Annotated in this window: 9 protein-coding genes and 2 pseudogenes; 7 read left to right on the top strand and 4 right to left on the bottom strand. The window is 41.7% G+C overall.

Annotated elements, in window-relative coordinates:
- Positions 1 to 267: 267 nt before the first annotated feature.
- The 3 genes from AB6E85_RS11935 to AB6E85_RS11925 all read left to right on the top strand — a co-directional run bounded on the left by AB6E85_RS11935 (position 268) and on the right by AB6E85_RS11925 (position 3,535).
- Positions 268 to 1,272: a response regulator gene (locus AB6E85_RS11935; RefSeq protein ID WP_029236531.1), complete on the top strand. Its 1,005-nt coding sequence runs from the start codon at positions 268 to 270 to the stop codon at positions 1,270 to 1,272.
- Position 1,273: 1 nt separating this feature from the next.
- Positions 1,274 to 1,714, top strand: coding sequence for a PAS domain-containing protein (locus AB6E85_RS11930; protein WP_017062430.1), 441 nt, complete (start codon positions 1,274 to 1,276; stop codon positions 1,712 to 1,714).
- A 777-nt stretch (positions 1,715 to 2,491) separates the two neighbouring features.
- Positions 2,492 to 3,535 (top strand): GMP reductase, encoded by a 1,044-nt coding sequence (locus AB6E85_RS11925; RefSeq protein ID WP_029235569.1) that lies wholly within the window; start codon positions 2,492 to 2,494, stop codon positions 3,533 to 3,535.
- A 117-nt stretch (positions 3,536 to 3,652) separates the two neighbouring features.
- Here the strand turns inward: AB6E85_RS11925 and AB6E85_RS11920 are convergent, their stop codons facing one another.
- The 4 genes from AB6E85_RS11920 to AB6E85_RS11905 all read right to left on the bottom strand — a co-directional run bounded on the left by AB6E85_RS11920 (position 3,653) and on the right by AB6E85_RS11905 (position 7,924).
- Entirely contained in the window at positions 3,653 to 4,321 is a 669-nt protein-coding gene (locus AB6E85_RS11920) for a DUF3299 domain-containing protein (RefSeq protein WP_372142771.1), read from the bottom strand.
- Between the two features lie 131 nt (positions 4,322 to 4,452).
- On the bottom strand, positions 4,453 to 5,793 hold the full coding sequence (locus AB6E85_RS11915) for an amidohydrolase family protein (protein WP_372142770.1): 1,341 nt from the start codon (positions 5,791 to 5,793) through the stop codon (positions 4,453 to 4,455).
- Between the two features lie 93 nt (positions 5,794 to 5,886).
- On the bottom strand, positions 5,887 to 6,993 hold the full coding sequence (locus tag AB6E85_RS11910) for a linear amide C-N hydrolase (RefSeq protein WP_372142881.1): 1,107 nt from the start codon (positions 6,991 to 6,993) through the stop codon (positions 5,887 to 5,889).
- A 151-nt stretch (positions 6,994 to 7,144) separates the two neighbouring features.
- Positions 7,145 to 7,924, bottom strand: a complete 780-nt coding sequence (locus AB6E85_RS11905; protein ID WP_372142769.1) for a hypothetical protein — start codon at positions 7,922 to 7,924, stop codon at positions 7,145 to 7,147.
- Between the two features lie 81 nt (positions 7,925 to 8,005).
- On the opposite strand from AB6E85_RS11905, the gene AB6E85_RS11900 reads away from it, so the two are divergent.
- The 4 genes and pseudogenes from AB6E85_RS11900 to AB6E85_RS11885 form a co-directional block, all read left to right on the top strand.
- A complete protein-coding gene (locus AB6E85_RS11900) occupies positions 8,006 to 8,938 on the top strand; it encodes a LysR family transcriptional regulator (protein WP_372142767.1) in 933 nt (310 codons plus the stop codon).
- Positions 8,939 to 9,267: 329 nt separating this feature from the next.
- Positions 9,268 to 9,980: pseudogene (locus tag AB6E85_RS11895) on the top strand (transposase); the annotation flags it as partial.
- A gap of 969 nt (positions 9,981 to 10,949) precedes the next feature.
- Positions 10,950 to 12,731 carry an EAL domain-containing protein gene (locus tag AB6E85_RS11890; RefSeq protein WP_372084400.1) on the top strand — a complete coding sequence of 594 codons (1,782 nt, stop codon included), beginning with the start codon at positions 10,950 to 10,952 and terminating at the stop codon, positions 12,729 to 12,731.
- A 150-nt stretch (positions 12,732 to 12,881) separates the two neighbouring features.
- Positions 12,882 to 12,992: pseudogene (locus tag AB6E85_RS11885) on the top strand (ISAs1 family transposase); the annotation flags it as partial.
- Positions 12,993 to 13,049: the final 57 nt, after the last annotated feature.

Here is a 13,049-nt window from a genome sequence, read left to right as displayed (position 1 = left end):
GTTCAATGAATGAGTCAGTCGAGCCTTAATAAACCCGCTTGTTAAGGCTGCTGTTAAATATAATAGTGCTATTACTCAACAGCAAGGATTGGCTATTACCTTTGTAGCATATTGTTTTTCATGAAGAATAATGCGAAATAATAGCTTACCCACCTGTTTCATCATTCTTACTAATAATCTGCACATAAATCCATTCACCCCGTACCTGATACCATAATGTTCTGTTACACTCGGTCGAATTAGCTTTAATTTGTCAGTGGTGCATTTATGTCGTTCCCAGTTCTTATATGTGATGATTCTGCGTTAGCAAGGAAGCAGATGGCTCGGTCACTGCCTAGTTCTCTAAATGCAGATATAACTTTTGCTGTTCATGGGCTTAATGCACTTGAAGAGCTCGCTAAAAACCAATTCAAATTGATGTTCCTCGACCTAACCATGCCGGAATTAGACGGCTATGGCACATTGGAAGAGATGCAACGTTTAGGCGATACCACGCCAGTTGTCGTTGTTTCTGGTGACATACAACCAAAAGCACAACAGAAGGTGCTGGATCTTGGCGCCAAAGCATTTTTGCAAAAGCCGATCGATAAAGAAGCGCTAAAAGCCATTTTACGTGAGCATGTCGAGCCGCCAAAACAACCTCAAATCATTACCCCAACCGCTTTAGAACTGCCAATACTTCGCAGACGCGATATCTATATGGAAGTCGCGAACGTAGCGATAGGCCGTGCCGCTGATGCACTGGCTCGTCACTTTAATGTGTTTGTTCACCTACCGCTGCCGAACGTTAACATCTTCGAAGTGAGTGAATTGCACATGGCACTTCGTGACCTAGCGGATAACGACCAAGTGTCGGGTGTTTGCCAAGGCTTTAGTGGAGAAGGCATTGCAGGTGAAGCGCTAGTTTTGTTGAGTGATTCCAGTGTGAGCGATCTTAAGAAGCTCATGAAGGTGCCAACAGAAAGCGAGCAGCTAGAAGAATTAGAGTTGTTGATGGATGTATCGAACATCTTAGTCGGCTCTTTCTTGAATGGGTTAGGGGAGCAATCAGAAGTTCGTTTCTTCCAGAGCTCTCCTGTGCTGCTAGGTCAACACATCTCGATTGATTCGGTGATTGAAAATACCAGCGGCTCATTTAAAAAGACCATGACGTTCGAAGTCAGCTACAACATCGACGGCACGTCCATCCGTTGTGACCTTCTATTTATGTTTGTTGATGAGTCTCTGCCTCTTCTAGATAACAAATTGGCCTACCTAATGGAGGAGTTTTAATATGTTGAATCTTCCTGCTGAATTTGAACAGTTCCACTGGATGGTAGACATGGTTCAAAACGTCGATATGGGGCTGGTGGTCATTAACCGTGACTTTCAGGTACAAGTTTGGAATGGCTTCATGACGCACCATAGCGGTAAGCAATCGCATGATGCGATCGGTAAGTCGATCTTTGAGTTATTCCCTGAAATTCCTGAAGAGTGGTTTAGGCTTAAAACAAAACCGGTTTATGACCTAGGCTGCCGTAGCTTCATAACGTGGCAACAAAGGCCTTATCTGTTTAAGTGCCGCAACGTGAGGCCAGTAACTCAGCAAGCCGACTTTATGTATCAGAACGTCACGCTTAACCCGATGCGTTCTCCAACTGGGCAAGTGACATCCTTGTTCTTGTCGATTCAAGATGCGACTGCTGAAGCTCTGATGTCTCAGAAAAAGGCTTGACGTACCTTAAGGTGAAAATTGAATCGCCTTATAAGAGCACTCTGAAAACCAAATAAAAATGGCCAAGGTTAATCCCCTTGGCCATTTTTGTATCTGATCCTGTAGTAATGAGTTCGAACTAAAGAAAGGCGTTCCGTGTTCGTTAACTTTAGTCGAGTTGTTGTTAGGCTCTATCAACAGCGGCTTGTATCCGCTGGGTTCTCATAAATAAGCGCATCTAACCTGCCATATTTTGTGGACTTTACCCCGCTCATCCAAGTTTCGAACGTGCTAATCGATCTTGCCTTTGTACTTTATAAATTTCAGGGCTAATGAAAGAGGGCTGAGATCGGCACTCGAAGCGAAAAAGTCAGAAAAAAATGAAATTATTTAAGAAAAAACGCATTTTTTGATTCAAGAAAAGTGTGATTTTTATGTGATTAAAGGGTACTTTTTTCACAAATTTGCCTTATCGAAGATTTTTTCGCCGAATTTGCAAGGGAAACGTTTGCGCAATAAACCGACAGCGTTTGCGTGAATATGTTGTTAAGTTATTAATTACTATGAATTTAGTAGGAAATGACGGGCGGGAAGCTTTTACCAGATATGGAATCTTTGAGAGGATAGCACAAAAAAAAATGAAATATCAGACTTGCTGTTAGTAAATCACAGCCTATAATGCTGAAAACCGGAGCGTCTGCCAACGCTCCGGTTTTTTTGTGTCCGAAACTCAGTAAAGCGTCTGCCAACGCTTACCGAAAACGCACGACACGTAATATGATTACAGGACAAATTATCATGCGTATCGAACAAGAACTTAAGTTAGGTTTCAAAGATGTACTCTTCCGTCCGAAGCGTTCTACCCTTAAAAGCCGTTCTCAAGTTGAATTAACCCGCGATTTTACATTCAAGCATAGCGGTCGTCAATGGTCTGGTACTCCAGTAATTGCAGCGAACATGGATTCGGTGGCAAGCTTTGAAATGGCAGCTGCTCTAGCAGAGCACGGTGTTATGACTGCAGTACACAAGCACTACACAGTAGAGCAGTGGGCTGAGTTCGCAAAAACAGCAGACAAGAAAACGCTGAACAACGTATTTGTTTCAACAGGTACTTCTGAAGCTGAGTTTGAGAAAACTAAGCAAATCATGGCGCTTAGCGACGAATTCGTATTTATCTGTATTGATATCGCTAACGGCTACTCAGAGCACCTAGTTGAGTATGTACAAAAAGTACGTGCTGAATTCCCGACTAAAGTTATCTCTGCTGGTAACGTTGTAACGGGTGACATGGTTGAAGAGCTAATCCTAGCTGGCGCAGACATCGTTAAGGTTGGTATCGGCCCTGGTTCTGTTTGTACTACACGTGTTAAAACAGGCGTAGGTTACCCTCAACTTTCTGCAATCATCGAGTGTGGCGACGCAGCACACGGCCTTGGCGGCATGATCATCGGTGACGGTGGCTGTTCATGTGCGGGTGACGTATCTAAAGCGTTCGGCGGCGGTGCTGACTTCGTAATGCTAGGCGGCATGCTAGCAGGTCACTCTGAGTCAGGCGGCGAAGTTGTAGAGCAAGACGGTAAGCAATACATGAAATTTTACGGCATGTCTTCACAGTCTGCTATGGACAAGCACTCAGGTGGTGTTGCTAAGTACCGCGCTGCAGAAGGTAAAACTGTTTTACTTCCGTTCCGTGGTTCAGTTCACAACACAATTTCTGACATCCTTGGTGGTGTACGTTCAACTTGTACATACGTAGGTGCAGCAAAGCTTAAAGAGCTAACTAAGCGTACGACTTTCATCCGTGTACAAGAGCAAGAGAACAACGTATTCGGTAAAGAGTAATCTGACGATTATTCGGAAAATACGAATTATTGAGAGCCGCATTTTGCGGTTCTTTTTTGTATGAAAATCTCCAAGTGGCGACAAACTACAGATTAGTGATTGGATTATGAGTGATTATTACTCATAGCTCTGAATAAGCCCAGCCTCGATTGAATAGCCCATTTCTACTGGTGCGGAGCCATCTACTAAAATCAGTTCCTGAGTACTGGCAATGGTTTTTAGCTCTCCTGATAACCATACTGGATGATAGAGCCCTTCAAAGTCTACACCTTCTTCAAGAGTAACGTGAATCATTTGATTTGGTGGAGGTGGAGGTGTGTGAATACAAGCCCCGACCCATGGCACCAAAAGAAACTCTGTCACTCTTTGTTCATCAAACTCCAATGGCAGCATATAACCTGCTAAACGAACGTTTTTTCCATCCAGGTCCTCATTGACCTCTGTCGCTTTTCTTTTTCTGAGTTCAGCAACCTCTTGTCTTTTAGCCAAAAGCGCCTCAACATTATCAATTCCCGCTTCATTCAGTTCCTGTTTAACTTTTATTAAATCTTGACGGTTAGTGGTTTTTGAATCAGAAAGCTGAACATAACGACGCAACTTAGCAATATGATCACTAGATAGAGTCAAAAATGGATCATGAAACTCTATTTGTGCAATAAGATCTGGCCAGTCTATCTGCTTGGTATCATTGGCATTAGCATTTAAAGACGCTACCACTATAAATGCAGATAATAGTGGAAGAAGCATTGCTCTAATACTTGACATCAAGAACCTAATAAACGACATACTACTTTCTCCTCAACTTTATAACTAGGCCTCTAGAAAACAAAACGGCAGGACCTGTTGCCAGATACCTGCCTTGGGAAGCGCTGCTTAACGCAAGTGCATTTTCAGCTCTGAGCTCGACGATACTAAAACTAGTTAATGGTGTTCTTAAAAATCTTACCATTTTTCATGATCAGGTCTAGATTTTCCTCTGGATTAGTCAAAATACTGATATCTTCCAGCGGGTTACCGTCAATCAAGAGAATATCGGCATAAGCACCATTTTCAATCACCCCGAGCTTGGCTTCAGGATATGGATTACGTGGCCCCGTTAGCTCAAGTACTTCAGCATTCACTGACGTTGCCTGCTGCAAAATTTCGGCGTTGGTAAACCATTTCGTACGGTTGGTAAACTCTGTTAAGTGCATACGTTTCTGCTCTAGAGAACCCACCATATCTGAGCCGAACAAAATTTTAGCGTCATGCTTTTTAGCTAGCTTCATCAGGCTGTCAAGTCCATCTTTCGCTTGTTGCTGACGGGCAACCTGAGCGGGAGTAAAACTGGCAGGGGCCGGGCTCATATATACTCCGGTCTGAGCACCAATATAAGCGCCCTTTTTGACAGCCAGCTTCATTGTATCTTCACTGATCAGATTAACGTGTTCTAACGTTTTAGCTCCTGCCTCCAACGCGGCTTGTGTAGAGGCATCGGTATAGGTATGCACGGCTGCATAGGTGTTCCAACGCTCAGCTTCGCCAACAATTGCCTCCATTTCTTCCTTAGAATATTCCGAGATATCCAGAGGGTCATAAAGACCAGAGACAGCGCCTCCGGCAAAGAACTTCAGAAAAGCCGCTCCCTTACGAAACTGTATTCTGGCAGCAGTTAAGGCTTCATCAACACCATCTGCGTTAATAGCGACACCTGCCGTCTCAATTTCTGTTGTTGACGGCCCCCCCATCATTCTTGGGGCAACACTCGGCGCTCGCATATCTCCATGACCTGCGGTCATACCTATAGCGGCTCCGCTTGAGTAAATCCGAGGCCCAGGGAAGTAGCCTTCGTCAATCGCCCGCTTCACGCCAAACATTGAACCGCCAACATCCCTGATAGTGGTAAACCCGCGCATTAACGTCGCCTCAGAATCCACTAGAGCAATAGCGCCCTGATAGTCCATTGGAGTATACATATGCTCAGCAATACTCAGGTTCCACTGAAGGTGGGTGTGCGAATCGATAAAGCCAGGCGTTAACGTACGACCATCACCGTCAATGATTTTTGCTCCGGCCGGAGCAGAGATATCCTTGCCAACAGACTGGATTAGATTGCCTTTAACCAAAACATCGTGATCTTTTTCTAGCTTGTCGTGCACACCATCAAAAACATTGACATTTTGGATCAATATTAGGTTACTGCCTTCTTGTGCATGAGCTATATTCATGCCAAGGCTTAAACCAACTACTATAGAACTGGCTAATAGTTGTTTGTTCATTTTTTACTCCAAAAATAATAAATCATCATCCATTACACCAATCGGAACTGACATAGGATTAGTTCCGATTGGTCAAAGTAATTATCGGTACTCTTATGAACGCCCAACATCGCTTGGCGTCACGTTTTCTATATTCTGCTTTCTGCTCTTATCCATCTCGACATGACGGATGGCGTCAGGGTTCTTAGAGAAATCAATTTGGTTAAGGTCTACCATACGTACCTGACGGTTGTTCTGGGTATGATAGTAGTACTTCAGGTTTTTACTGTCAGCAGCAGAAGTCCAAATAGTAGAGCTGCGCATACCTTCTAGTAGTTCTGGATTTACGCTAGGCCCTTCTGCGGCACCCAGAGGTAGATTGAAGTTATCCATAATTCGGAAGACTTCATACAATGCTTCTTCGCCATTAACCAATTTACGCGAGGTCTGGGTGTAAGCGGTCGCGCGGATAAAACGGGACGGTGGGGTAAAGTCACCAGGCAGACCGATGAATCCGCTACCGGCACCGATAGGTGTCAGGTCAACTTCGCTTTCTCCTTTCGTCAGAGCTTTCGCCGGGTGTTCATTTGATGTTAAACCAATGTAGTTACGCAGGTTGGTCATATGCCATTCGAAGCTAGGACTATTGGTCAGCACACGCAGTGGGTTATCGAAAATCTTCATTTTACCGTCAAGGTATTCCACCACGATCGCTTTTCCGCTTGAATCTACAACCGATAAGTGGATCGGCGCTGCGATGTTACCAAGAGCAGGCTCTGGTGTACCGACCACGTGGATATTCGCAAGCCCTTCACGTACTTCTTCTACGCTGGCAAAAGACGTCAGCACGTAGTTAGCGAGCTCCAGTTCGCTGATCGTTTGCGAAGCTTTAGCTGGATCGTAGTCTTGATAGTCGGCAAAACCTGGCAGATAGAGAACGCCCACCACCAAACCTTTTTCATTCATACCATCGGTCAAGTAGTCTTTTTCCAGCGCATCTAGAGCAACTGTTCCGTATTTTACCTTCCACTTCAGGCCGTTTTTACCGTCCGGAGTGGAAGCCTGGAACTCGTATCCACGGGGTACGATGGCAACCCGAGAGTTAAGATCAAAGGCTCCCCATTCCATGGTTCGTCTATAGACGACCGCGCCGTCTTCAGCTTTAAGGGCGATGCTGGTACAAGCGATGGCTCCACCAAAGTGTAGGGCTGGAACTAACATGGAAAGAGAGAGTATCTTCTTCGCGGTTCTTTTGAATAATGCCATAATTTTACCTTTGAAATATAACGTTGATATTTTGTGCTCTTTAGTTTGCGCCATCATAACTTTTAACTTCAGTCACATAGCGCTCGGACAGCATCTTTTAATTGATTTAAAAGAACATTTTGAACTGGGTCCAGAACACACGGTCTGTGACTGAATCTGTATTCCCCATGTGGTTGATATCCATGTCGATATTATCGAATTTAAACTGTAGCCACTTGTCTCCGCTTTCTGTAAGCGGAACTGCGGTTGTAACGCTAGTTTTCAGGGTTTCTATATTCAAGCTGCCATCCATTGCGGTGTATTCCGGTGACAAAGTGATATAGGAACCATCCTGCATTGGTTTCCACACTAGCCAAGCAGTACCGGTGTAACCAGTAATGTGGGTATCTCTTATGCCATACTGCTGCGCAAGCGCACCCTCTTTTTTATACTCACCGATCAGGCCACCTGCACGGAAAAACAGCGTGATGGATTCAGCTGGGGTTTTTAGTATGCTCGCGGCGCCAAATGCAGCAGTCGTGAAGTCCTTGTTGTCGATAATATCGAGCGATGTAGCGACACGTGGCATTAGGTTATTACCAGTACCAAAGACGTGGAAATACTGGCCACGGCTGTCTTTGTAATCGCCGTTCTCACTCATGGTCCCTTCCAGCGCCACCATAGCTTCGGAGCCACCGTCAAACTGGTAGGAGAGGGAGCCAAATGCTTTAACGTCCCCTTTGTTACTGGTGCCGATAAAAGCTTGACTATACGCCCGGGTCATATCGGACGGGTCTATTCGTTCATTACTTTGTTCGTTAGCCGCAGCCAAACTTGGGGTTAGAATAACGACTGCATTAAGCAAAAGTGTTTTGGTACTTGTAGAGACTAATTTGTTTTTTTTCATAGTACTTCTTGGTCCGCTTTTATGGTTTGCTTGACTGTAGTTCAAATAATAACAATGAAAAACATACACAAGTAATGCATAATGCAAGATAAAATCCATCAAATTATTTCTTTGGGAGTAAAGATGTTTTCCTATGAACACTTGGCCGCATTCTGCGCTACGTATGAAGAAAGCAGCTACAGCAAGGCAGGTAGAAAGCTTAATAAAGAGCGCACAACCGTACGTGAACAGATCAAGGCACTTGAAGACAGTTTTTGCATCGAACTGTTTATTATCGAAGGAAAGCGTGCATTGCCGACAGAAGAAGCAAAAGCGTTGTATCGCCAAGCCAAAGTGTTATTAAAAAACAGCGACTTATTGTACGAAAGAATGATAAATGCTTATCAAAAGCCTTTTGAGTCGCTGGTCATATACCATGACGCTTTGGTGCCAGGTTCAATAATCAAAGAGATCAACCAACTTGTTAAAAATGCGCTCCCCACATTGCGATTACACTGGCTTCAAAGGAATCGGAATGAAGTAATGGATGCGTTAACCGATGACACTCCGTGCGTTGCCATCATGCAAAGTAAGTTGAAAAACTTACCTGAGCGCCCTTTCCGTTACATTTATTTGGGTACGGTCCAACACCACTTTTATTGTAGCGCTGAGCATGCCTTAGCTAACCAGGGTACAGTGCACATTGATGAGCTGGAGATAGAGAAGCAATACATCATGGAAAGCCATCACAAAAGTAATGCTGACCTATTTTCTATCTCCACGGATTTGAGGATAGTCAGTAATAATGAAGTATTACTAGAACTACTTCGAGAGGATGGTTGGGCTATACTCAACCATTCAGTGGCTGACGCATGGGTTTCAAAAGGCATTTTGAAAAAATTGCCTGTCGTGGAAGTGGCGAATGCTCTTAGAATCCCACTGTCTTTTTATTGCTCTCTAGAGCTTGAAGGGTATCAAGAGATTGAATTGTTGGAATCTATTATCACCGATTATGCTCAATCACTTTTTCGCTAAGTCGAGATTGCCCAAATTTGCTATTCCCGCCTCAATACAAGTAGCGAGAGGGGCATGTCTTTCACATCCGGTATAGACATTTATTTTAAAAGACGAAAAGTTATTCAAAGATAGCTAAATTAGAATAGTTGTCTTGAACTCAGTTGTTAAATTCAATGGAACTAGATCAAGAGACTAAGAACTGCTTTGGCTGCATCATTAATCGTAACAGCCTTATGCCGAAACATTGTTGCAAAACGACTCACTAGAGGCAATAACAAAGCCTTAGTTAATTGTGGTTAGATATTAAGATTGATGAGGAAGCGATAGCTGAGTGAAAGCGAGACTAACGGGGTAGGCCTCGCAGATTAGGCAACTTCTCCATTAGTACCGCAGATAGTGATATGCGTTTTCTCTATACCATAGAGTGGAACGAGGTTTTCTAGACTCAGAGTTTCCGCTGGCTAATACCCTTCTTGTTAATCCACATTACACCTATATATACCGTCGTGTTAAGAGTGTTTTTCATTTAGAGCCGAAATCAGATGAACAATACAACGATGCCACTGGTCTCAAGGTTTATGGCGAAGGTGGGTGGAAGGTCAAGAAGCATGGGACTGACGGAAAGTGCAGAGTCTGGCGTAAGCTAGATATCGCAGTAGATACAAGCACCCACGAAATAGTCGAAGCCCAGCTGAGTTTATCTAACGTGCCCGATGCTGAAGTGTTCTCAAATTTATTCAAATAGATATGCCATAAAATTGTTGAGATATCTTGCAATGGCACTTATGGCACAATGGTTCACCAAGATGCCGTTTGGCCAAGCAAGCGGTTACGCTCATCTAGCTATCTGATATCAAGGCAATGTTCGCAATTATGCGGTAGATTGTCAAAAGCCATGCGGCTCGAACAAAAAGTGTAAACAGAAGTATGGTTACCACAAGCGCTCATCACCTTAAACCACAATGTATCGCGCGAAACCGTTACTGGAAACTTACTCAATGCTCAACGCACTGAACAAGCTTACGGGCTAGGTTTGCCTGAAACTCAATATATCGTTTAGGGAAAAAGCAACAAAGCCTCCTTCCGCCAATCCTGAATAACTCAACGTCAACGCCCAATTCCACAGGCTTTGACCTATTCGCATATACGGTGCGATCTTTACCTAGTTTTCTGTCCATTTGCTATAGCCTTCCTCTTCTAAAATAGTACAAACTCTATCAGAGGTGAATAGGAAAATAATAATGTTGGATATGGCCTTACATAATGAATTTTTTGGGTAAGTTAAACAATGTTATTCTGATTCTACACCAACAAAAAGAGTAGAGGCTAAGGGAAGCAAGCTTCTGTTTTTAAGACAGAATAGGCACTTATTCAAAAACTGGATGTCAGTGCCTAACCAGAGAAAACAAAGATATTATGCAAACAAAAACATGTTTCTTGCGCCATTCGATGGTCCTAGTTTCAATTAACTCAGCTTTTCAGGAACAGTGCTCGAACTGTCAGAAATAACAAGAGAAAGATCAACAGTTTCTATCGGTACAAATAACGTCGGTGACCAAGCCGGGATATCCATAGAAGGAACGAACAATGAAGTATGCAAATATAGCGACTATAGTGCTTAGATGCTTATAACAAAGATATGCAAATCGCCTTTTGCATCGATTAACTAACTACATTAAAATGTAAATAAAGAATCGCTGTGTAAACTCAAAAATACAAAGATGAATATTACCCCTAATAGGAAACTCGAGCTCAGTTATAGATCGATATTTTATAAATCCGTTGAAGTGTTTGTTGGGACATTATTCTAAACACAGTTTTGATGTTCCATTATATATCCCAAATTATATTGATATATCCGAAATTGAATCGTGCCGTATTGCTACATCCCGATGAAGTTGAAGTAAAATGGTGAAAATTAACGAAGAATCCAATGACGAGCGATGTCGTCGCTTAAGCTATAAGCTCAAATCATTATTAAAAGAACAAGGTTTGTTTTAGTTAAAATACAAACACTTGGGGGATATAAATGCATACAGATACGATTAACTTAGATTTATCCGAATGCTACTATTTATCGGTTATGAAAGTACTGAAAATTGAACAAGAAGCGTATATCATGGCGATATATTGCAAATCTAGAGCTACGATAGTAGCTGAAATACCAATAAAAAAAATAGAGTATTATCTAATGCGGGTTATTTATGATTACGCTGGTATAGATGTGATATCGACTAGGGAGCTGGAAAGTAAGCTAATTGACCTAGGCATAAAAGTATCTTTTTTTACAGTAAAAAATACAGTCGCTTTCTGTAGGGCTAACTTTGTTAAATTGATATCTCTATGTAACGATAGTGAGCAAGTTGTAATAAATTCAAGTGATTTGATAAAAAACAAGTTTGGGAAAGGGTTTTATTTTGGTTACAATAAATACTCTATGCCTCTAAAAAAAATTTCCTTTGAATGTTCGCGTAAAAAAAACACATTGGAGCAAGTAAAAACCATCTTTGTTTTTAAATGGAAGTCCATGCTGTTAAGCTTATTTGCCGCATTGACATTAAGCTTATTCTCCATCATTGTATTTTCATACTATCAGGCATTAAATTTATCACTTAAGACAAGTAATTATGCAAGAGAAGTAGGGCAGTTTTTGTCAAATATTGAAGGGGTTGACTGCAGTACCATAGCTCGTCCGCTAGAAATTCCGACTATTGGCAACCTAGCATATGGTATCTACTTGCAAGAAGGTAAAAAATGCTATTTTCATAATGGTTTTGGTAGTTATTATAATGTTAGTAGTGTTGGTGTTAAAGATCTTAAAAAAAATAAACTCTACACATATGCCTATTGGCAGTTGGAAAATGGCACATACTATCATTTCACCAACATTAAAAAATTAGAAAGTAGATATAATAGTTGGACATCAGGCACAATTTTTGGGGGGGTGTCAGTGGAAGTTAATGGGAAAGTATTATTGTCACAAGGCGTCAATAATGGATTAAGCTATAAATTTGATGACCTTCCTGCAAACGTTAATGTCGAATACTATTTTGACTACCAGAGTGTAGCTATTTGGTTTTTTATGTTGTTTTCTTTATACTTTACACTGTGTCTAAATAAGTTTTTTCTATTTGTTAAAGCATTGTCAGTTCTAAAAAACATGAGATACAAAGTAGAGCCGATCGTTAATATAGATGAGGGTGGTTCGGTTTCCGGTTTTTATTACGGTGAGGTGCTCAGTAAAAACGAGCATTTGGGGATATTAAAATCACTGCCTATCCTTCGGCGAGGTAATTATTTAGGTATGTATACTATCGAAATGATTGAAGATATTGATTGCTATATTCAAAAGTCTGAAAGGGATGTTAAATACGGGTTAAACTTATGTCCGTCTGTAATTAAGTATGATTGGTGCCAACTATATAAGACCATTTCAAATTTAAAGAATAAAGATAAGTTAATAATAGAAATAACCGAAGATTCAAGTATTGAATACGGTGAAGAGCTAGTTGACAAGATTAATACCTTGTCATCATTGGGTATTACGGTGGGTTTTGATGATTTTGGTGAAGGTAATAATAACATTAATATGCTCGACGTTTTAGATGTGAAATTCATTAAATTTAGCCGTGAATATATCTTCAATAAAGATGGGGCCTTGAAGGAGAACTCAATTTGCTTCATGAAGCTAGTAAGAGAGTTGTATGCTGTGAAAATAATTTGTGAAGGTGTGGAAACTAAAGAACAGTCAAATCAATTGTCAAAGCATGGTCTCAATGTACAGCAAGGTTACTTATTTAGCAGTGTGTGAATAAGTAACTATTACTAAGCCTTTAAAAGTCTGATGTAGGTGGTTTTTATCTTTCTGTACGGTGGATTATCCATTTTTCGTACAGGGCGGGATCGCACTTTGTTAACAAATATGATCTAATAGCGTCAAACCCTTAGCTAGACAGCCATTTTGAACTTAATTGAGCACCTATCCGTCATCGAAGATACTCGTTCTGACATTAACCAAAAACATGACCTTATTGACGTTATGTTCCTCGTTATTAGTGCTATTACATCTGGGTGCGGCTTTGTTTCCTAATTGGATCTCAGATAGAAACGGCCAGTATGGGTGATTATT

This window comes from Vibrio sp. 10N.247.311.51, from assembly GCF_041467855.1.
GTDB classification, from domain to species: domain Bacteria; phylum Pseudomonadota; class Gammaproteobacteria; order Enterobacterales; family Vibrionaceae; genus Vibrio; species Vibrio coralliirubri.
The sequence above is the reverse complement of the archived record's forward strand: the minus strand, read 5'-3'. Positions and strand labels throughout refer to the sequence as shown.